Raw genomic sequence first — 20,264 nt, 5'->3', positions numbered from 1 at the left:
GTTCGCGGGGGTGTTCCGGCGGCGGAGGCGTTCCGGCGGAAGCGTGCCGGCTGCGGAGGCGCTCCGGCGTCCCGGCGTCACGGCTGCGGAGGCGTCCCGGCGTCCCGGCGGAGGCGCTCCGGCTGCGGAGGCGCTCCGGCTCCCGGCGTCCCGGCTCCCGGCGGCCCGGCGTCCCGGCAGAAACGTTCCGGCTGCGGCGGCCTCACGTCAGCCGGTGCTGGCCGCCGCCGGTGCGGGTGCCCCGGACCGCCGGGGGTTCGCCGGGTGCCTGGACGCCCTGGTAGGCCTGCCGGCCGACGGGCGCGGCGGTGGGGTCGTAGCCCCAGGCGGCCGGGGCGAGACGGACCTCCCACCAGACCGAACCGCCCGGCTCGGTGACCGGCATGTCGAACGGGCTGGAGGCGGCCTGGTAGCCGCGGGCGCCGACAGTGAGGGCGTACCGGCCGGCGGCGAGGCCGTCGAGGTGGTAGCCGCCGTCCAGTGCGGACTGCCCCGAGCAGACCTCGGCCTGGCCGGACCCGGTGACGGTCAGGAAGGCGCCCGGCACGCCGGCGCCGGTCACCGCGTCGCGGACCACGCCGGTCAGTCCGCCGAACGACGACAGCTCCAGCCCGATCTCCACCGGCCGGCCCTCCGCCGCGAAGGGGATCGCGCCGGACAGGTGACCCTCGGCGGCGCCGGACAGCACGTACGTGCCGGGGCCGGGCAGTTCGACGGTGAAGCCGCCGTCCTGGCCGGTGGCGGTCCGCGCGACCTCGCGGCCCTGCGCGTCGCCGATCGTCAGCGCGGCGCGGGCCAGCGGTCGTCCGGCGCCGTCACGCACCAGGCCGTGCGCGGTCGGCCGGGCGCCGGCCGGTCCGGCGGCCACCGCGGGGCGGGCGGGCGCGGCGGGGACGGCGGGCGGGACCGCGGCGGCCGGCAGGACGCCGGTGCCGGCCGGGAACGCGTAGGACACGCCGGGGGCGAGGGCGAGTTCGTGCAGCAGCTGGCGCAGGTGGGCCAGCCGGCGGCCGGCCGGCGGGGCACCGGAGGTGCCGCCCTGCGGCCGGTGGGCGTAGAGCGCGGCGTCGGCGGCCTCCAGCCGGGCGGTGACGTCGACGGCGCGGCGGCGGCCGTGCCGGCGGGCCGGGGGTTCCTCGGCCAGCACGCCCGCGACGCCGGCGAGTTCGCGGCAGGCGGCGGCGAGGTCGGCGTCGGTCACCGTGCGCCGCGGGTCGCGCGGTGCCAGGGCGAGGGCCCGGCTGTGGCGGGTGGTGGAGGCCAGCAGCGTCAACCGGTGCCGGGTCAGCCGCGGATCGTTGCGCCAGACCAGTGGACGAGTCAACGGCCGTGCCACCAGGGCGAGTTGCTGGAAGCGGTGGTCGAGGGTGCGGGTGAGGGACTCCAGCGCGTCGTCGGTGGCGGGCGGTTGCTGGTCGGCGGCGCCCGGCGCGGGCGCGGCCATGCGGGTGGCGCAGGCGGTGAGCAGGTCGGACAGCGCGGCGAAGTAGCGGCGGCGGGCGGTGACGACGGTGTCGCGGGTGCTGGTCGGCACGACGACGAGGGCGACGGCGATGCCGATGCCGGCGCCGAGCGCGGTCTCCTCCAGCCGCAACAGCAGGAGTTGGGCGGACAGTTCGTGCAGGACGCCGTAGAGCTGGGAGACCATGATGGTGACGCAGAAGACCATGCCGGCGTAGGAGACGGTCACCACGTAGTTGCCGCAGGCCATGGCGACGACGATGACGGCGAGGGTCCACAGCGTGTGGCCGGCGGTCAGGTGGGCCAGTCCGATGCCGGCGCCGAGCCCGACCAGGGTGCCCGCCACCCGGTTGAGGGCCTTGATGGTGGTCTCGGAGCGGGTGGCGGTGCCGGTGAAGGCGATAAAGGTGGCCAGCACCGCCCAGTAGTAGCGGGTCTGGTTCAGTTCGCGGCCGGCGAGGATGGCCAGCGTCGCGGCGATCGCCACCTGGATGGCCTGCCGGGTGGTCAGCGACAGGCGGCTGAACGGGTTCCAGCGGTGGCCGCGGGCCTTGACGGCGCCGGCCACCGCGGCGGACCCGGGCAGCATGCCGGCGTTGAGCGCCAGCGTCGGGGTGAACTCGACCGCGGCCTCGGCGGACAGCAGCGCGGCGTCGGCTTCGGCGTCGGCCGCTTCGTCGGCGGACCAGTCGGCACGGTCTTCGGCGCCGGCGCCCGGCAGGCGTTCGGCCAGGGCGACGTAGTCGACGACGGCGGCGGCCAGGTGCCGGGCGGGCCCGTCACGGTCGGCGTCCGCGTCGGCGTCGAGCATCAGCCGGGCCAGCGCTTCGGCGGAGTCGTGGTCGCGGCGGGCGACGGCCTCCAGGATGCGGGCGGCGGGGGTGATCAGCGCGCCGCTCTCGGCGGTCAGCGTCTCGGCGGCGGCCGACAGCGAGTCGACGGTCAGGTGGATGTCGAGCAGCCGGCGGCGCAGCAGCGGGCCGGCGGCCGGGCCGGACAGGGCGCCGTTCTCCGCCGACCAGCCCTCGATGATCAGCGCGGCCTCGGCCAGCCGGTGCTGGCGGGCGTGCAGCCTGCGCCGTTGCCGGTCCATCCGCCACGGGTCGTCCGGGTCGCTCTCCAGCAGCGCGGCGCAGGCCCCGGCGACCGCGCGGGCCCGGGCGTCGAAGGCCCGGCCGACCCGGCGCAGCGCGCGGCCGGGGTGGGTGCGCAGCACGGTGCACATCAGCAGCAGCACCCAGGCGGTGGCCAGCGCGACGTCGTAGAGCAGGGTCGGCAGGCCGGCGAGGGTGGCGTGCAGGAAGGAGGCGAAGAAGTAGCCGATCCACAGCATGAAGCCGTAGAAGAAGAAGGCCATGCCGAAGCGGCGGACGTAGACCGCGACGAACATCACCGCGACGAACATCGCGAGTTGCAGGTCGGTGCGGCCGGCGACCTCGACGCCGACGAGCATGCCGGCGCCGAGCACCACCGGGAAGAAGACGGCGGTGCGGATCTTGGGCCAGGCCGCGCTGCCGGTCAGGGCCATCGTGCCCATCATGGAGAGCATCGCGCCGAGCATGATCGCGATCATCGTGCCCTGGGCGCCGGCGTGGGTGGTGCGGGCGTAGCCGTACTCCAGGGCCATGGTGCTGATCATGGTGACGGCGCCCGCGAGGGCCGTCCGCAGCCGGGTCAGTCCTGGGTCGGAGCCCAGCACCCGGTCCAGCGCCCGTCGCGCCGGTCCGTTCGCTCCCTTGGGCATGCAGGAGCCTTCCAGATAGTTGTATGATACTCGTAACTCATTGCATCGTACGACTACCGCAGCGGAGCATGTACATGCCCCCCAAGGAGCGGCAGCCGGCCGGCGACCCGGACGGCATGGACCTGATCGAGTTTCAGACCGCCCTGCTCGTGCGTAACTTCGAGCTGCTCAACCGCAGGCGCGAGTTCCGCTACCGCCTGGACCGGGCGGAGTACCTGGTGCTGCGCACCCTGGACGCCCGCGGGCCGATGAGCCTCAACGAACTGGCCGCGATCCTCGGCGTCGCGCCGTCCACCGTCGGCCGGCAGGTGGCCGTACTGCGCGCATCCGCCCTGGTGGTCAGCGAGCCGGCCCCGCAGGACAAACGGCGGTGCGTCATCACGCCGACCGACGAGGGGCTGCGCCGCATGGACGACACCCGCAGTGCCCGCTCCCACGACGTGGCCGCCCTGCTGGCGGACTGGTCACCGGAGGACGTACGCCTCCTCGGCGCGATGTTCGACAAGTACAACCGCGCCGTCAGCGCCCGCTATCTGACCCCGGACGCTTCACCGGGAACGGACTGAGGGGTCGGCGGGGTCGGGGGAACCTTCAACCGGGCGACTGGTGGCAACGTGCGGCCGGTCCGTCCCGCGGAGGCGGCGTGCGATCGTCCGGCGGCGGCTCCGTGCGGACCGTCCACCGGCGGCGGCGCCGTGCGGGTCTGCGGCGGGTCCCGCGCCGGGCGGACCTCCACGTCGAGCGGACCCTCACGTCGAACGGCCCCCGCGTGGAACGGGCCCTCGCGTCGAGCGGACCGCCGCGCCGGGCGGCCGTGCCGTCGCCGTGCGCGGCCGGGCCGATGACCGCAGACTCGGGGGAGGGCGGGCGCGCAGGTGGGCGGCGGCGTCAGCGGGTAGGCGCGAGGCCCCGGTGCTCCCGCGAAGGGCGGGGCGGCCGGGCAGGCGCTACCGAGACAGGAGTTGACGATCATGGCGAAGCAGGCGCAGATCGGGGTCACCGGGCTCGCGGTGATGGGCCGCAACCTGGCCCGTAATCTCGCGCGGCACGGTTACACGGTCGCGGTGCACAATCGCAACACCCAGCGGGTCGAGGACCTGGTGGAGCAGTTCGGCGACGAGGGCGACTTCGTGCCGGCGCGGAAGCCGGAGGACTTCGTCGCCTCGCTGGAACGCCCGCGCCGCCTGGTGATCATGGTGAAGGCGGGCGACCCCACCGACGCGGTCATCGACCAGTTCGCGCCGCTGCTGGACGAGGGCGACATGATCGTCGACGGCGGCAACGCGCACTTCGAGGACACCCGGCGCCGCGAGAAGGCGTTGCGGAAGCGCGGTCTGCACTTCGTCGGCACCGGCATCTCCGGCGGCGAGGAGGGCGCGCTCAACGGCCCCAGCATCATGCCCGGCGGCTCCACCGAGGCCTACGAGTCCCTCGGACCGCTGCTGGAGGACATCGCCGCCTCCGTCGACGGCCGCCCCTGCTGCACCCACCTCGGCCAGGACGGCGCCGGGCACTTCGTCAAGATGGTGCACAACGGCATCGAGTACGCCGACATGCAGCTGATCGCGGAGTCCTACGACCTGCTGCGCCGCGCGCTCGGTATGGAGCCCGCCGCGATCGCCGAGGTCTTCCGCACCTGGAACGAAGGACGGCTGGAGTCCTACCTGATCGAGATCACCGCCGAGGTGCTCGCCCACACCGACGCCCACACCGGCAGGCCGTTCGTCGACGTCGTGCTGGACCAGGCCGAGCAGAAGGGCACCGGGCGCTGGACCGTGCAGACCGCCCTGGACCTCGGTGTCCCGGTCAGCGGCATCGCCGAGGCGGTCTTCGCCCGCTCGCTGTCCGGCCACGCCGACCTGCGCGAGGCCGGCCAGGACCTGCCCGGCCCCTCCGGCACGCTGTCCGGCGCGGAGGCCGACCGGTTCGCCGACGACGTCGAGCAGGCGCTGTACGCGTCGAAGATCGTGGCGTACGCCCAGGGCGTGCACCAGATCCAGGCCGGCAGCGAGGCGTACGGCTGGAACATCGACCCCGGCGCGGTCGCGGCGATCTGGCGCGGCGGCTGCATCATCCGCGCCCGGTTCCTCAACCGCATCACCGAGTCCTACGAAGGCGGCCACGCGCCGGCTTCCCTGCTGACCGCGCCCTACTTCCGCGACGCGATCGGCGACGCCCAGGACGCCTGGCGGCGCGTGGTGGCCACCGCCGCCCGGCTCGGCGTCCCCACCCCGGGCTTCTCCGCCGCGCTGTCCTACTACGACGCCCTGCGCTCCCGCCGACTGCCCGCCGGCCTGATCCAGGGGCAACGCGACTACTTCGGCGCCCACACCTACCGCCGCACCGACACCGACGGCACCTTCCACACGCTGTGGGGCGCGGACAGGACCGAAACCGAGAGCTGACCCGCCACCGGCCCACCGCACGAACCCGCGACACGGCACGCACGTCCGACCTCCTCGTCGGGGACGGCGCCGTGGTCGATGGACCCGGCCGCGATCAGGCGCGGGCCGATGGCCGCGGTGCGAGCGGTGGCGCGCTGCGGGGCTGCCGGTCCGCGGTCGACCGCGGTGAGCATGCAGGCCGGCAGGACGATGCGGTGCGGAAGGATGCCCTGGTACACGACCTGGGCGAAGGGCTCGGGACGGCGGGGGCGCCGGGTCGGCAGGGACCGCGGGGCGTGCCCGCCCGGTTCTTCCAGAAGCCGGGCGAACGGGGTGAGCAGGACCAGCGGGTCACCGCGAAGGGTGCCGGTGTCCGGCGGTGTACCGTCAACTTAAGAAACAAATTTGTTCTCTATTCACGGGAGTTCCGCACCATGGACGCACGCCTTGAGGACCGCGCCGCGATCGCCGATCTGATGACCGGCTGGATGCACCGCGACCTGAGCGAGTGGGACCAGCTGCGCGCCCTCTTCCACCCCGGGGCCACGATCGCGATCACCTGGTTCGACGGCTCGGCCGCCGACTTCGTCGAGGGATCGGCCCGCATGGGCGCCTCCGACCTGCGCAGCAAGCACGTCATCACCAGCCCGTCCATCACCTTCAACGGCGACCGGGCCCTGGTGCAGACCAACGCGATGATCATCGCCGAGAACACCGCCCTGGAACTCGGCGCCACCGCCCACAACCGCTTCCTGGACCAGGTCGAGAAGCGCGACGGCGTCTGGCGCATCAGCCGCCGCGACAGCAGCTACGACATGAGCTGCTTCACCTTCCTCACGAAGGTGCAGGAGATCGACGAGAAGGAGGTGCGCCGCTTCCCGCGCGAGTACGCCGCCCTGGCGTACCTGCTGGAGAAGTCCGGCTTCCCGATCGTGCGCGAGTTCCCCACCCGCGACAGCGCCCTGGAAGCCGGGATCAAGGCAGCCGGCACCGCCTGGCTCGGCGATGCCTGACCGCTCCCCCGCCGTCCCGCGCCACCACCCACCAGGGCCCCGCTGGTCCTCGAGCAGCGGCGAACAGTGGCGGCGGGCCGGCGACCCCGCGACCGGGTTTCGCGGGGCCCCGCCGCCGTCGGAGCCGTCCCCCGCAGCTCTGCGTCATGACCGCGCCGCGTCCCCTGTCAGCCGGACGCAGGGGCGCGGCCGGTGATGCCGTCGTGGTCGACGAGCAGCTCCCGCGGTCCGCGCAGCAGCATGGTGGGCCGGTAGGGCGGCGGGTCGGCGACGAGGCGGGGGGCGGTCAGACGGGTGGCGATCGCGCTGAGTGCCGCCTGCGCCTCCATCCTGGCGAGCGCGGCGCCCACGCAGTAGTGCACGCCGCCACCGAACGCGAGGTGGGCGTTGTCCGGCCGCTCCGGCCAGAAGCGGTCCGGATCGGGGAACCGGAGCGGATCGCGGTTGCCGGCCGCCAGCAGCAGCAGGACGCGGTCGCCGGGTTCGACGGTCTGCCCGCCCACCTGGATCGGGGCCGTGGCGTGCCGGCCCGTCATCTGTACCGGCGGGTCGAACCGGAGCACCTCCTCCACGACGGCCGGGGCGAGGCCTGGATCGGCGCGGAGCCGGGCGAGGACGTCAGGGTGGCGCAGCAGGGCCAGCGTGCCGTTGGCGACGAGGTTGACGGTCGTCTCGTGGCCGGCGATGAGCAACAGGCCGAGGGTGGCGCCGAGTTCGAGCGTGTTCATCCGGTGCGCCGGGTCGCCCTCGGTCAGCAGACCGGAGATCAGGTCGGCGCCCGGATCGGCCTGCCGCCGGGCGATCATCGGCAGCAGATAGGCACGCCAGTCGCGGCGGGTCACCTCCAAGTCGGCGATCTGCCGGGCCGAGAGGGATTCCACCGGGTCCAGGCCCCGGGTCAGGCGGGTGGCGAAGGAGTGGAAGACCGGCTCCTCCTCGCGGGGGACGCCGAGCAGTTCGCAGATCACGCCGACCGGCAGCGGGTACGCCACCGACTCGACGATGTCGAGCCGCCCGGGGCCGCCGCCGGCCGCGTCGAGCAACTGCCCTACCGCGGCCTCGATGTGCGGGCGCATGCCCAGGATGCGGGGGACGAGCTGGTGCATGGTCTGCTCGCGCAGCGTGTCGTGGTGCGGCGGGTCCAGCGACAGGAACGGGCCGGCGAAGGGCAGGCCGTCGGAGCCCAGCGGCGCGTCCGGACCGCCGTGCGGGGCGTCGTCCCGCGCGGACAGCCGCGGGTCGCGCAGCAGCCTGGCGATGTCGGTGTGCCGGGCGACCAGCCACGTGTGGGCGTCGAGCCTCTGGACGGGTTCGGCGGCCAGTTCGGCGAAGAGCGGGTAGGGGTCGTGCCGGTTGGCCTGGTCCATGAGCCGGCCGTACGCGGCCGCGGCGGGCAGGGGTGCGGTGGTGGTCACGGGCGTGCTGCTCCTTCGAGGATCGGGGAGGGGGTGGCGAAGGCCGGTGAGTCGGTGGCATCGATCCGGGGCGGGAACGCCGCCCGTTCGGTGATCAGCGCCCGGTAACCGTCCATGACGCGGGGCGAGTCGACCGAGACCGCGCCGACGGTCACACCGTCGCGGCCGTAGACGGCGACGAACGAGCGCCGGTCGAAGCCGCCCTGGGCCAGGACGACGTGGTCGGCGAGATGCGGCAGGCCGACGGACTTGATGTTCATACCGAACTGGTCGGACCAGAAGGCGGGCACCGCTTCGTTGAACCGCACCCCGTGCGGGGCGCGGGTCAGGTTGTGCGCGGCGGTCTCCGCCTGGTCGACCGCGTTGCCCCAGTGCTCCAGCGCCGTCGGAGCGCCGTCGAACAGCGGGTGCCGCCAGCGGGCGACGTCCCCGACGGCGTACAGGCCGTCGACGACCGCGCCGTCGGTGTCCAGCACGCGGCAGGCCGGGTCGCAGTGCACGCCGCGCGCGTCGACGGCCAGGCCGCTGCCGTGCAGCCATTCCACGTTGCGCAGCGAGCCGGACGCCACGACGGCGACATCGGCGTCGACGACGTCGCCGTCGGACAGCCGGGCCTGCCGCAACCGCCCCTGCCGGTCGCCGACCAGCGCGGCGACCGTGGTGCCGACCCGCAGGTCGACCCCGTGGGCGCGCTGCCGCACGCCGATCGCCGAGCCGACGGCGGTCCCCAGCGCGCCGGCCATCGGTGCGGCGCCGCGGTGCACCAGCGTGACCGCCAGTCCGAGGTCGCGGCAGCTCGACGCCACCTCGGAGCCGGTGAACCCCGCCCCGACGACCAGCACCCGGTCCGGCCCGGCGGCCAGGTCGGCCCGGAGCCGGTCGGCGTCGTCCCGACCGCGCAGTACGTGCACGCCGTTCAGCGCGGCCTGCTCGGCGACCGGCCAGGGCCGCGCCCGGACGCCGGTGGCGATCACCAGGCGGTCGAAGCCGACCGAGCCGCCGTCCGCCAGCCGCACCAGCCGGCCGGCCCGGTCCAGGCCGGTCGCCGCGACGCCCAGCAGCCACCGCGCGGCCAGGTCGGACGTCCGCAGCGCCAGCCGGCCCGTGCCGATCCGGCCCGACAGCACCGTCTTCGACAGCGGGGGCCGGTCGTAGGGCTCGTGGGGCTCGTCGCCGATCAGCACCAGTTCGCCGGTGAAGCCGCCGGCGCGCAACGACTCGGCGGTGCGCAGTCCGGCCAGGGACGCGCCGACGATGACGATCCGTTCCCGGTGCGCGCTCATCGCACCCCGCCCGCCGCCGGCGCCGGGACGGCCTCGGACGGCCGGCCGAGGGTGATCGCCCGCACCGGGCAGGCCAGCGCCGCCCGCTCGACCGCCTGCTCGTACCGGGCGTCCGGAACGTGGTCGTATTCCAGCGATTCCCCACCCCGGAAACGGAACACCTCGGGTGCGGCGTAAACGCACTGCCCATAACTCTGGCAGCGGTTCAGATCGATGACGACGTGCACGAAATCCTCCTCGGTCCACGAATTTCCCCGGTCGGCCGCTCCCGTGCTGTACCGGAATCGGCCGTCCGTACCGGCCCTTTCGGTTCCGGTGCCACGACGCTATGTCCGCGAGGTCCGCCCGGTCTTGGGCCGTACGCCGTAGCTGCGGGTGGAGATCTCTCCACCCGCAGGTCAACGGCGGCCGCCCGCCGCCTCCTTGGGTGGGTGTAGCTCTCCACCCGGGGGTGGAGAGCGGCTCCACCGGGAGATACAGCACCGGGCCGAGGACGGCGAAGGTGAACGCGCCTACGTTGGGTGGCAGTTGAACCGCACCGCAAAAGAGCCCGGCACGACGCGCAATCCGCCGGGCGTCATTTCCGCGGGGAGGACGGCTCCCGCGCCGGTGAGAGGAATGCTTTCCCATGACCTACCTTCGGGGTTTCCTGCCCTGGATCACCTTTTCCGTTCTGTCGACCGTCGGGTGGCAATGGGGTGCCGCGGCCGCGCTCGCCGGCAGCGTCCTGCTCCTGCTCTCCGGCCGCCGCCGGGGCACGGGCGGCGACGCGCAGATCCTGGACTTCGGCACGATCGCCTACTTCACCGCGCTGACCGCCTTCGCGTTCGCCGATCCCCACTCGCCCCTCCAGACGTACGACGGCGCGCTGTCCTCGGCGTGGCTGGCGCTGATCGCCTGGAGCAGCCTGGCCGTCCGCCGCCCGTTCACCCTCGGCATCGCCCGGCAGCGCACCGCGCCGGAGGTGTGGGACACACCGCTGTTCCGGCGGACCAACGTCGTCATCACCCTCGTGTGGACGGTCAGCTTCAGCTACGCCGCGGCCGCCGGGTACCTGTGCGACGCCCACCACGCGGCCGGCCTGCTGAAGGCCGCCAACCAGGCCGTCGGATTCGGCGTCCCCGCCTGCTTCACCCACTGGTACTCCGCCCGGGTCCGGGCCCGCAGGACCACGGCCGGCCGGCTCGTGCCCTCGGCAGAGCTGTAGGGCCGCACCTGCCGTGCGCACCGCATCCGCCCGAACCGAACCGAAAGGCGATGACGCCATGTCCCACGTCCCGGCAGCGGGCCCGGTGCTCCCCCGTACGGCCGCCGGCCGCGCCACCACCCGGCCGCGCCGGCCGTCGGCGGCGGTGCTGGTGGTGCTGTGCGCGGCACAGTTGATGACCTCCCTGGACTCCACCGTCGTGAACGTCGCGCTGCCGGCCGTGCGGCGCTCGCTCGCGCTCTCGCCCGCCGGGATGCAGTGGGTGGTCGACGGCTACACCCTCGCCCTGGCCGCCCTGCTGCTGCTGGGCGGCCGGCTCGCCGACGTCCTCGGCCGCAAGCGGACCTTCCTGCTCGGCCTGGGGCTGTTCACCCTGGCGAGCCTGGCGGGCGGCTTCGCACCGGACGCCGCGGCCCTGGTGGCTGCCCGCACGGTGCAGGGCGCCGGCGCGGCGATCCTGTCGCCGGCGACGATGAGCCTGCTGACAGCCGCCTACCCCGACCCGGACCGGCGCCGGCGTGCCTTGGGCGTGTGGACGGCGGCCGCCTCGTCCGGCGGGGCCCTGGGGGCGGTGCTGGGCGGAGTGCTCACCCAGACGCTTGGCTGGCACTGGGTGCTGTGGGTCAACGTACCGGTGGGACTGGCGGTGTTCCGGGTGGGCGCGCGGGTGCTCACCGAGGCCGGCCGCCGCCCGCACGGCCTGTCCCGGTTGGACCTGCCCGGCGCGCTGACCGTGGGCCCGGGCCTGGCGGCCCTGGTCTACGCCGTGGTCGGCACGGGCACCACGTCGTGGACCTCGCTCCGCACCCTGCTGCCCGCGGCGGCCGGCGTCACGCTGCTCGCCGCGTTCGTCGTCGTCGAACGGCGCGCGAAGTGCCCGCTGCTGCCCCTGGGGCTGTTCCGGCTGCGGGCCGTCGCCTGCGCGAACGGCCAGGCGCTGCTGATGGGCGCGGGGATCTCCGCGATGTTCTACTTCCTGTCGCTGTACCTGCAGACCGTGCTGGGGCTTCCGCCGCTGCTGGCCGGCGTCGCCTTCATGCCCGGCAGCCTGGGCATGCTCGCCGGCTCCGCGCTCGGCACTCGGCTGATCGCCTCGCTCTCGCCGCGCCTGCTGCTGGGTGCGGCCGGGATGCTGGCCCTCGGCGGTGTGCTGTGGCTGTCGGCGGTGCCGGTCGGCGGCAGCTACGCGACCGACGTCCTGCCGCCCGTCGTCCTGGCGACGCTGGGCGTCGGCATGGGGTTCGTGCCCATCACCACCGCGGCCGTCCAGGGCGTCGCCGCGACCGGCCTGGGGGTGGCGACAGGTCTGCTGAAGACCTCGCAGGAGGTCGGCTCCACGGTCGGGCTCGCGGCGCTGGCCACGGTCGCCACCTCCGTCACCGCCCGCCCGCTCGCGGCGGCCGCCACCGGCGCGGCCCGGCTGGCCGCGGTCGCCGGGGGCTACCACGCGGCGCTCCTGGCCGCCGCGGGACTCGTCCTGCTGGAGATCGGCGTGGTCATGGTCATGCCCCGGCTCACCACGGGCGCCGGTGCCCGTACCGCCGCCCCGGTCCTGTCGGGTGCCCCGGCCCGCTGAGCCGAGCCGGCTCCCCGCCGGCCACGGGCGCCGGCTGCCGCCCCGCGCCACGCCCGCAGCCCCGGCACCGCCGCCCCGCGCCGCGCCCGCCGCCGCGGGGGGTGCCCCGCCCTGCGGCGCAGTCGGCCGCGGTGCGTCTCTCCCCCCACGGGTGGAGGCCCTTCTCCACCCGGAGATACGGCGCTCGGTGCACGACGCCGGGGCCGCCCGCTCATAGCCTCGTTGATGTCCAGATCGTTCGTGTTCCCCCGGAGAAACGGAGACCGTGATGAGTGAGCCCCTCGAGATCGTGCTGATCCTGGCGGCGATCTGCTACGTGATGCTGCGGCGCATGATGGGTGAGCCCGCGCAGGCCAAACAGATGCTGGTACTGCCGCTGGTACTGGGCGGGATCGGGCTGTCCGACGTGTCGGGGCAGGTCGCGACGCCCACGTCGGCGGTCTTCCTGGTGGCCACCGCCGGGATCAGCGTGGTGTTCGGTGTGCTGCGGGGCATGACTGTCCGGCTCGCGGAGCGCGACGGGGTGGCGTTCGTGCGGTACACCGGCCTCACGGTCGCCCTGTGGATAGCCAACCTGCTGGTCAAGTTCGGGGCGAACGCCGCGCTGAAGGCCCTCGACGCCAAGGACGCCGGCGCGCTGGGCAACAGCCTGCTGCTGACGCTGGGGGCCGGCATGCTGGTGGAGGGGCTTGTGGTGCTGTACCGGGCGCTGCGCAGCGACCACCAGGTGATGTGGTCGAACAAGGACGACGCCCCCCGGCGGATGTCCCCGTTCCTGGACGGCCTGCGCGACTCCCTCAACGGCCGCGACGCCGCCGGGAATCCGTCGGCCGAACCGTACCGGTACGGTGATCGGCGCGACGGTGTCCACTCCGTCGTCTCCCACCTCGGGAACAGCCTGCGCGACGAACGTCGCTGATAGGGGCCCTCGACATGACCTCGTCCCGGCACCCCGACCCGCAGCCGCAGCCCCGGCCGGCGGGCCGGGCGCCGCTGTCCGGTCCGAGCCGCGAACGGGTCGAGGAAAGCCTGCCCCGGGTCTTCCTGCTGCTCGTCACGATCGCCGGCACCATCGTCCAGTGGCCCGCCGGCCGGATCACCCTGCCCGCGCTGGCCCTGCCGTTGTTCGTCCTGACCTCACTGGCCGCCCTGGGCACCCTGCCGTCGTGGACGCGGCTGACGGACCGGCAGCAGAACGCCGCGGCCGCCGCCTACGTGCTGCTCGGCTCGCTGCTGCTGCCGTTGGCGCACGACACGACGACGGCCTCGCTCTTCCCCTACATGGCCTGTGCCGCGGCCGGCACGAAACTCACCTCCCGCCGCACGGCGGTCGGCATCGCGGTGTCCGGCGCGGTCGTGGCCGCCGCGGCCACCGCACTGGTCGAACACCTCAACCCCGGGACGTCCCAGTGGCCCTGGTGGATCGCGCTGACCGTCGGGCTGCCCGTCTACATCGGCATATCCCGGCGCGACCGGTCGGAGGCCCTGCTCAACGCCCGCCGGGCGACCGACGAGGCACGGCGTGCCACCGCGTCCGAGGCCCGGGAGGCCGCCCTGGAGGAGCGCGGGCGTATCGCCCGCGAGATCCACGACGTCCTCGGCCACTCGCTGTCCGGCATCGCCATGCAGCTTGACATGGCCGACGCGCTGCGCGGGAGCGACCGCCACGAGGAGGCGGACACCGCCGTGCGGCGTGCCCGCGCCCTCGCCGTCGACAGCATCAGCGAGACCCGGCGCGCGGTGCAGGCCCTGCGCGAGGACACCCTGCCGCTCCCGCAGACCCTGCGCCAGATGGCCGAGAACAACTCCGCCGCCTTCGAACTCGCCGGTGATCCGGCGCCGTTGCCGCCCGAAGCAGCCCACACCGTGGTCCGCGTCGCGCAGGAGGCGCTCACCAACGCCATAAAATACGCACCGGGCGCCGCCCGCGCCCTGCGCCTGGGTTTCGCCGACGACCGCACCACACTGACCGTCAGCAACACCGCCGCCACCGGCGCACCCCGCGCGGAACTCGCCGGCGGCACCGGCATGGGCCTGGTCGGCATGCGCGAACGCGTCGCCCTCCTCGGCGGCACCCTGCACGCCGGCCCCCGGGGCGAGGGGTGGACGGTAGAACTGGAGATACCTCGATGAGCCCGATCAAGCTGGCCGTGGTCGACGACCAGGCGACCATCCGGGAGGCACTGGCGGTGATGCTCGACCTCGAAGCGGACGTCGACGTCGTCGGGCGGGCCACCAACGGCGCCGAGGCGGTGGAACTCGCGGCCGAGCACCGGCCGGACGTCGTCCTGATGGACCTGAACATGCCGGTCATGAACGGTGTCGAGGCGACCCGGCTCATCCGGCAGGCCGACCCCGACGTCACCGTCCTGATCCTGACCACCTTCGACGACGACGAGTCGATCCTCGCCGCGCTCCAGGCCGGCGCGAGCGGCTACCTGACGAAGGAGGCCGGCCGGGCCACGGTCCTGCAAGCGGTGCGCAGTGCGGCCCAGGGCCAGACCGTGCTCGCCCCCGAGGTGCAGCGCCGCCTGCTCGCCCTCGCGTCCCGCCCCACCGGCACCACGCCGTCCGACGACGTGGCGTGCGGGCTGACCGCCCGCGAGCGCGAGATCCTCCAGCTGATCGGTGAGGGGCTGCGCAACCCGGAGATAGCCCAGCGGCTGGTGATCAGCGAGGCCACGGTGAAGACCCACATCAACAACCTGTTCGCCAAGGCCGGCTTCCACTCCCGGGCCGACGCGGTCCGCTACGCACTGCGCGGGCGGCCCGCCGACCGGGGCGGGCACCCGCTCCTGTAGCCAGCGCCACCACGGGGTCGTCCCGACGCGTCCCAACCGCGCGGCTCCCGCGCCCTGCTTCCGCGACGCGCAGGACGCCTGGCGGCGCGTGGTGGCCACCGCCGCCCGGCTCGGCGTCCCCAGCAGGAGGCCGTCGGCGGCGGCACCGGGCGCCACACCGCCGCGTTCACCCAGGGGGACGAGGCCGGACAGGCAGCCACCCGGTCCACGAGATCCGCCTCGTATGCCGAAGCCGCATGGGCCCGGCTGTTTTCGTCTTTGCCGGCGTACCTGGACGGCGGCAGGGTGCCGGTCATGACTTCTTCGAGACAACGGGTGACCGCGCTGGCGGCACCCCTTCTGCTGGTGTCGGGCCTGCTCGCCGGATGCGGCGCGGGACAAGCGCCGGCCACGACCCCGTCCTCCGCAGCCTCCGTATCGACCGCGTCAACACCGTCCACCGCGTCATCCGAGTCGACGGACACCGGCGTCCGGGCCGCGTTAGCCGCGTTGGAACGCGCCCACCATGCCCGGCTCGGCCTGTTCGCACTCGACACCGGTACCGGACGGACGCTGACCTACCGCCCGGACGAACGGTTCGCCCACTGCTCGGTGTTCAAGGCGCTGGAGGGCGCGGTGCTGCTGCGGCGGGAGTCGGACGCCCAGCTCGACCACGTCGTCCGCTACCGCGCGGCGGACCTGGCGGCGTACTCCCCGATCACCGGCAAGCACACCGGTACGGGGATGACCGAGCGCCAACTCATCGCCGCCGCCATGGACTACAGCGACAACACGGCCGCCAACCTCCTGCTCGACCACCTCGGCGGCCCGCACGGCCTGGAGTCGGACCTCCGCGCCCTGGGGGACGAGACCACCCACAACGACCGCCCCGAGCCCGAGGTCAACGAGGCCACGCCGGGCGACCTGCGTGACACCAGCACCCCGCGCGCCCTCGGCACCGACCTGCGCCGCTTCGCGCTGGGCGGCACACTGCCGCGGCAGCGCCGGGAGGAGTACACCGGCCTGCTGAAGAAGAACACCACCGGCGGCCCCTTCATCCGCGCGGGCGTTCCGAAGGGCTGGACGGTCGGCGACAAGACCGGCAACGGCGGCTACGGCACCCGCAACGACATCGCCGTCCTGTGGCCGACGCGTGGCGCCCCGATCGTGCTGGCCGTCATGTCCGACCGCGGAACGCAGAACGCCCGCTCCGACGACAGCCTGATCGCGGACGCCACACGGATCGCGCTGAAGGCGCTGCACCGATGAGGAGTACCGGAGCGGAACGCCGCGCCTGACGCGGCCGGAGCACATCCCGGCGGCGGGGACTGCGAACGGGCGGCCATGGCCGCCCATATCGCCCCGTAGGGTTCCATGCGAGGAATCCCGGGAATTCGGGGCATTTCAAAGTCCGTTCGAGTTCCATTGATTGACGCATTGTCAGGCGTCCGGTACGGTACAGGCAATTCTGGGAGATTCCGAATACCGGTCGATCGGCCTACGCGATCCGATGAATCACGGATCACGGCCTTTCCCCGCGCAGGCCCCGGGAGGCGGGGGCCGCCATCGATATTGGTGAACAGCCTTTTCTGATCGGCATGGACGCACGGGGAATTCCGCTCTTTCGACCCCGGGGACGACGCGTTCGACGAGAGCGTGCGAACCGGTACGGATCTCGTACCGTGCCGCGCACCGGCTGCCGGATCGATGTGCGGCGCCCGCTGCCCCGGCGGCCTCGGAACAAGCTCCCCTGGACGCGACAGATTGGTTTCCGATCCGTGTACGACGCGATTGTTGTCGGCACCCGCTGTTCGGGTGCGTCGACGGCAGCCCTGCTGGCGAGGAAGGGCCACCGAGTTCTTGCGGTGGACAGGTCCTCCTTTCCCAGTGACGTCCTCTCCACGCATTTCCTGTGGCCGCATGGAATGTCCTACCTCAATCGCTGGGGACTGATGGACAAGGTGCTGGCCGCCACCCCGTCCCACACCGTCGTCAACCTGGTGAACGAGGGGATCGCGCTGTCCGGCGAGGTCCCGCTCGACCTGCTGCGCCAGCACTTCAAGGAGTTGCACCAGGACGACTCCGGCGTCGTCCAGCGGTACGCGTCGGTGCGGCGCAAGGTCCTCGACGAGATCCTGGTCGAGGCCGCCGTGGAGGCCGGGGCCGAGGTGCGCCAGGGGTTCGCCGTCGAGGACCTGCTGTACGACGGCGACCGGGTCGTCGGTGTGGTCGGCCGCACCAGGGGCGGGGAGCGGGTGGAGGAGCGGGCCCGCGTCGTCATCGGCGCCGACGGGCGCAACTCGATGGTCGCCAGGACCCTGCGGCTGCCCAAGCACGACCAGCGCCCCAAGTGCACGTTCGCCTACTGGAGCTACTTCTCCGGCTTCGACCTGACCACGGCGCAGCTGCACCGCCGCGGCCGCCTGGGCATGGCCGTGGTCCCGACGAGCTTCGGCCAGAACATGACGCTGGTGTGGGGTCCGAGCGAGTGGTCCAAGGAGTTCCGCGGCGACATCCAGGGCAACTTCCACAAGGCGCTGGACTTCATCAGCCCCGAGATCGGGGAACTGGTCCGCACCTCGGGGCGCCGCGAGGAGCGCTTCTTCGGCACCCTGGACCAGGCGGCCTTCCTGCGCCCGCTCGCCGGCCCCGGATGGGTCCTGGTGGGCGACGCGGAGTGCTTCAAGGACCAGTGCACGGCGACGGGCATGACCTACGCCTTCCGCGACGCCGAGCTGGCCTCCACCGCGATCCACTCCTGGCTGGCCGGGGAGCGGCCGCTGGACGAGGCGTTGAACGACTACCGCAGCCGCAGGCGCAGCCAGGTCGCCGCGGCCTACTACGACTACACCTGCACCCTGGCGGAGATGCAGACCCTGCGCCACGACGAACTCCAGCTCTTCGTCGCGCTCCGGAGCAACCAGGACGAGACCAACCGGCTGATCGCCACCCACGCCGACATCGCCCCGGTCTCGGAGTTCTTCCAGGCGTCGAACCTCTTCCTGCTCAACGACGCCGCCAAGCAGTCCTCGGACGCCTTCCCCATCTTCAACGATTTCGAGAACACCACCAAGAGTTACCGCCAGAACCTGTTCGCCTGATGCGGGCGCGTAGTGGGGAAGAGAAAGGAGAGGACCGTTGAATCAGGAGACCTCACCGCGTGAGGACGGCGAACTGGTCGGGGAGATCCTCGCCGCAGCCGATCTGGCCATCGGCCGATTGGACGGGCGCGGAGCCGAAGAGGTGCTGCGCGCCGACCCCGAGACCTCCCAGGTCCTGGCGGAGTGCGCGACCCGGATCGGGGAAGCGGCCCGCGAGATATCCGAGATGATGCGCAACTGGGCGTCCCACATTCCGTGGGAGGCATTCGAGGAACTCGGCACCAGCCAGAAGAGCGACATCGAGGTCGAGCGGCTGTGCGCCTTCCTGCGGGAGGAGTTCCCCAGGACCCGCGCGGACATGGAGGAGATGTGGGAGCCGGGGCACCTGCGCAACCCCGTCGACCCGGACGAGGAGTTCGCGCTCGACAAGAACGCCTATGACTTCTACCGGCCCGCCGGCCGGGACCTGATGCGGCGCACCGAGGACTTCCACGACTGGGTGGAGGCCCGCCGCCGCACCGAGACCTGGCAGTACTCGCGGGTGCTGGAACAGGCCCCGGGAAACAACGCCGTCATCACCAACGACCTGGGCCGGCGCACCCGCGGCATCAACTTCAACTCCCAGGACTACCTCTCCTTCAACGCCCACCCGGCGATCCGGGAGGCCGCGGCCAAGGCGCTGCGCGACTACGGGCCGCACAGCGCGGGCTCGCCGATGGTGCTGGGCAACACCACCATCTCCAACGAGCTGGAGAAGGAACTGGGCGAGCTGACGGGGGCCGAGCACGTCACCCTCTTCCCGACGGGCTGGGCGGCCGGCTTCGGCACCATCGCCGGCCTGGTCCGCCCCGAGGACCACGTGGTGATCGACCGGCTGGCGCACTCCTGCCTGCAACAGGGGGCACGGGCGGCCACCCGGAACGTCTACCGCTACGAGCACCTGAGCGTGGACGCGGTCCGCGGCCACCTGCGGGACATCCGGGCCCGCGACCCGCGCAGCGGAATCCTGGTCGTCACCGACGGCCTGTTCTCCGTGGACGCCGACTGGCCGGACCTGGCCGCGCTCCAGGCGGTCTGCCGGGAGCACGACGCCACGCTGCTGGTCGACGTCGCCCACGACCTGGGCGCCACCGGCCCGGGCGGGTCCGGGGTGATCGGCACCCAGGGCATGCTCGGTGAGGTGGACCTGGTGATGGGGGCCTTCTCCAAGAGCTTCGCCTCCAACGGGGGCTTCCTGGCCTCGAAGTCGCCCGCGGTGAAGCAGTACGTGAAGATGTTCGGCGGCTCGCACTTCTTCTCCAACGCGCTGTCCCCCATGCAGACCGCGGTGGTGCTCCAGGCGACGCGGATCATCCGCTCCCCCGAGGGGGACGAGCTGCGCGGAAAGCTCTTCCAGGCGATCGACGCGCTGCGCGACGAGCTGTCCGGCCGCGGGCTGACCTGCATGGGCGTCCCGTCCCCCATCGTCCCGCTGCTGATCGGTAACGAGAAGCTGGCCCGGGTCACCAACCGGCTGCTGTTCGACCAGGGGGTGCTCGCCTTCATGGTGGAGTTCCCGGTGACCCCGACCGGCTCGTCCCGCTTCCGGTTGCAGGTGCAGGCGGCGCACCGGCCCGAGGAGGCCCGCGAGGCGGCCCGGATCATCGATCGGTCCATCGCGGAGGCCCGGTCCTACCTGTCGAGCGCCTTCGGCAACGACCTGGTCTGACCCGCGCCGGACGAGGCGGCACGTCCCGCGGCGCGGCCCCGAGGAGGGCGCCGGGGCGCGGGACGTGCGGTGACCGCGATCCGGTCGGCAGGTGCCCGGCGGCGGCGAGGATCGCGGGACCGCCCGCCGCGATCGATCGATTGGGGCGTCTCACAACAGGCGGCGCCCCGGATCGGCTGCCGCAGCGGGCACCTCACCGCGAGCACTGCACCGCAGGCACTGCACCGGGCACCTCACCGCGAGCACCCTCACCCGATGCCTCACCGCGGGCGCCCTCACCCGGTGCCTCACCGCGGGCGCCGTGCCTCGGAGATCCGCCAGCCTGCTGACCGCACCCTACTTCCGCGACGCGATCGACGACGCGCGGGACGCCTGGCGGCGCGGGGTGACCACCGCCGCCCGACTCGGCATCCCCACCCCGGCATCTACGCCGTACCGTCCTACTGCGGACACGCTCGCCGCGGACGACCTGGCGGCCGCCGAAGGGGCCGACCCGGCAGGTGCGGCCGTCGGCAGCTGCTACGTCGAGGCCCAGCTGCGCCACCTCGAAAGGGAACACTGACAGCGAGGTGAACGCGCGCCCCATGTCGTA

The 20,264-nt window shown here is 73.3% G+C and carries 16 protein-coding genes; 12 read left to right on the top strand and 4 right to left on the bottom strand.

Annotation, left to right across the window (positions count from 1 at the left end; all coding sequences use genetic code 11):
* Nucleotides 1-202 precede the first annotated feature (202 nt).
* The gene (locus POF43_RS11815) at nt 203-3,205 is read right to left on the bottom strand and encodes a carboxypeptidase regulatory-like domain-containing protein (protein ID WP_282704544.1); all 3,003 of its coding nucleotides are present in this window, start codon (nt 3,203-3,205) and stop codon (nt 203-205) included.
* A 74-nt stretch (nt 3,206-3,279) separates the two neighbouring features.
* Here POF43_RS11815 and POF43_RS11810 point away from each other — a divergent pair, with 74 nt between their 5' ends.
* From POF43_RS11810 to POF43_RS11800, 3 genes are all read left to right on the top strand, one after another.
* Nucleotides 3,280-3,771 carry a MarR family winged helix-turn-helix transcriptional regulator gene (locus POF43_RS11810; RefSeq protein WP_271322181.1) on the top strand — a complete coding sequence of 164 codons (492 nt, stop codon included), beginning with the start codon at nt 3,280-3,282 and terminating at the stop codon, nt 3,769-3,771.
* A gap of 405 nt (nt 3,772-4,176) precedes the next feature.
* Nucleotides 4,177-5,610: an NADP-dependent phosphogluconate dehydrogenase gene (gnd, locus tag POF43_RS11805; protein ID WP_271312845.1), complete on the top strand. Its 1,434-nt coding sequence runs from the start codon at nt 4,177-4,179 to the stop codon at nt 5,608-5,610.
* A 413-nt stretch (nt 5,611-6,023) separates the two neighbouring features.
* Nucleotides 6,024-6,602 carry a nuclear transport factor 2 family protein gene (locus POF43_RS11800; RefSeq protein ID WP_271322180.1) on the top strand — a complete coding sequence of 193 codons (579 nt, stop codon included), beginning with the start codon at nt 6,024-6,026 and terminating at the stop codon, nt 6,600-6,602.
* 167 nt (nt 6,603-6,769) lie between these two features.
* Here the strand turns inward: POF43_RS11800 and POF43_RS11795 are convergent, their stop codons facing one another.
* From POF43_RS11795 to POF43_RS11785, 3 genes are read right to left on the bottom strand one after another with little or no spacing between them, the layout of a single operon-like run.
* On the bottom strand, nt 6,770-8,017 hold the full coding sequence (locus POF43_RS11795; protein ID WP_271322179.1) for a cytochrome P450: 1,248 nt from the start codon (nt 8,015-8,017) through the stop codon (nt 6,770-6,772).
* Nucleotides 8,014-9,300 (bottom strand): NAD(P)/FAD-dependent oxidoreductase, encoded by a 1,287-nt coding sequence (locus tag POF43_RS11790; RefSeq protein ID WP_271322178.1) that lies wholly within the window; start codon nt 9,298-9,300, stop codon nt 8,014-8,016. Before POF43_RS11790 ends, POF43_RS11795 begins: the two co-directional genes overlap by 4 nt.
* Complete coding sequence (locus POF43_RS11785) at nt 9,297-9,527, bottom strand: ferredoxin (RefSeq protein ID WP_271312841.1); 231 nt, start codon at nt 9,525-9,527, stop codon at nt 9,297-9,299. The genes POF43_RS11790 and POF43_RS11785 overlap by 4 nt, the downstream gene beginning before the upstream one ends.
* A 401-nt stretch (nt 9,528-9,928) precedes the next feature.
* Here POF43_RS11785 and POF43_RS11780 point away from each other — a divergent pair, with 401 nt between their 5' ends.
* The 9 genes from POF43_RS11780 to POF43_RS11740 all read left to right on the top strand — a co-directional run bounded on the left by POF43_RS11780 (nt 9,929) and on the right by POF43_RS11740 (nt 20,234).
* Complete coding sequence (locus tag POF43_RS11780; protein ID WP_271322177.1) at nt 9,929-10,507, top strand: hypothetical protein; 579 nt, start codon at nt 9,929-9,931, stop codon at nt 10,505-10,507.
* Between the two features lie 58 nt (nt 10,508-10,565).
* Nucleotides 10,566-12,083 carry a DHA2 family efflux MFS transporter permease subunit gene (locus POF43_RS11775; protein ID WP_271322176.1) on the top strand — a complete coding sequence of 506 codons (1,518 nt, stop codon included), beginning with the start codon at nt 10,566-10,568 and terminating at the stop codon, nt 12,081-12,083.
* Between the two features lie 268 nt (nt 12,084-12,351).
* Complete coding sequence (locus POF43_RS11770) at nt 12,352-13,002, top strand: hypothetical protein (RefSeq protein ID WP_271312838.1); 651 nt, start codon at nt 12,352-12,354, stop codon at nt 13,000-13,002.
* A 14-nt stretch (nt 13,003-13,016) separates the two neighbouring features.
* Entirely contained in the window at nt 13,017-14,216 is a 1,200-nt protein-coding gene (locus tag POF43_RS11765) for a sensor histidine kinase (RefSeq protein WP_271322175.1), read from the top strand.
* A complete protein-coding gene (locus POF43_RS11760; protein WP_271312836.1) occupies nt 14,213-14,884 on the top strand; it encodes a response regulator in 672 nt (223 codons plus the stop codon). The genes POF43_RS11765 and POF43_RS11760 overlap by 4 nt, the downstream gene beginning before the upstream one ends.
* A 294-nt stretch (nt 14,885-15,178) precedes the next feature.
* The gene (gene bla / locus POF43_RS11755) at nt 15,179-16,132 is read left to right on the top strand and encodes a class A beta-lactamase (RefSeq protein WP_271322174.1); all 954 of its coding nucleotides are present in this window, start codon (nt 15,179-15,181) and stop codon (nt 16,130-16,132) included.
* Between the two features lie 329 nt (nt 16,133-16,461).
* On the top strand, nt 16,462-17,964 hold the full coding sequence (locus POF43_RS11750; protein ID WP_271312834.1) for an NAD(P)/FAD-dependent oxidoreductase: 1,503 nt from the start codon (nt 16,462-16,464) through the stop codon (nt 17,962-17,964).
* A 37-nt stretch (nt 17,965-18,001) separates the two neighbouring features.
* Nucleotides 18,002-19,672, top strand: coding sequence for an aminotransferase class I/II-fold pyridoxal phosphate-dependent enzyme (locus tag POF43_RS11745; RefSeq protein WP_271322173.1), 1,671 nt, complete (start codon nt 18,002-18,004; stop codon nt 19,670-19,672).
* 301 nt (nt 19,673-19,973) lie between these two features.
* Nucleotides 19,974-20,234, top strand: coding sequence for a hypothetical protein (locus tag POF43_RS11740; RefSeq protein WP_271322172.1), 261 nt, complete (start codon nt 19,974-19,976; stop codon nt 20,232-20,234).
* Nucleotides 20,235-20,264: the final 30 nt, after the last annotated feature.

This window comes from Streptantibioticus silvisoli, from assembly GCF_027947535.2.
GTDB lineage: Bacteria > Actinomycetota > Actinomycetes > Streptomycetales > Streptomycetaceae > Streptantibioticus_C > Streptantibioticus_C silvisoli.
This window is presented reverse-complemented; position numbering and strand designations above follow the sequence as displayed.

What these genes read in the sequence shown, in the direction of transcription:
- POF43_RS11815 (WP_282704544.1), bottom strand. Translation starts at nt 3,205, where the DNA reads ATGCCCAAGGGAGCGAACGGACCGGCGCGACGGGCGCTGGACCGGGTG.
- POF43_RS11810 (WP_271322181.1), top strand. Translation starts at nt 3,280, where the DNA reads ATGCCCCCCAAGGAGCGGCAGCCGGCCGGCGACCCGGACGGCATGGAC.
- gnd (WP_271312845.1), top strand. Translation starts at nt 4,177, where the DNA reads ATGGCGAAGCAGGCGCAGATCGGGGTCACCGGGCTCGCGGTGATGGGC.
- POF43_RS11800 (WP_271322180.1), top strand. Translation starts at nt 6,024, where the DNA reads ATGGACGCACGCCTTGAGGACCGCGCCGCGATCGCCGATCTGATGACC.
- POF43_RS11790 (WP_271322178.1), bottom strand. Translation starts at nt 9,300, where the DNA reads ATGAGCGCGCACCGGGAACGGATCGTCATCGTCGGCGCGTCCCTGGCC.
- POF43_RS11780 (WP_271322177.1), top strand. Translation starts at nt 9,929, where the DNA reads ATGACCTACCTTCGGGGTTTCCTGCCCTGGATCACCTTTTCCGTTCTG.
- POF43_RS11775 (WP_271322176.1), top strand. Translation starts at nt 10,566, where the DNA reads ATGTCCCACGTCCCGGCAGCGGGCCCGGTGCTCCCCCGTACGGCCGCC.
- POF43_RS11770 (WP_271312838.1), top strand. Translation starts at nt 12,352, where the DNA reads ATGAGTGAGCCCCTCGAGATCGTGCTGATCCTGGCGGCGATCTGCTAC.
- POF43_RS11765 (WP_271322175.1), top strand. Translation starts at nt 13,017, where the DNA reads ATGACCTCGTCCCGGCACCCCGACCCGCAGCCGCAGCCCCGGCCGGCG.
- POF43_RS11760 (WP_271312836.1), top strand. Translation starts at nt 14,213, where the DNA reads ATGAGCCCGATCAAGCTGGCCGTGGTCGACGACCAGGCGACCATCCGG.
- bla (WP_271322174.1), top strand. Translation starts at nt 15,179, where the DNA reads ATGACTTCTTCGAGACAACGGGTGACCGCGCTGGCGGCACCCCTTCTG.
- POF43_RS11750 (WP_271312834.1), top strand. Translation starts at nt 16,462, where the DNA reads ATGGACGCACGGGGAATTCCGCTCTTTCGACCCCGGGGACGACGCGTT.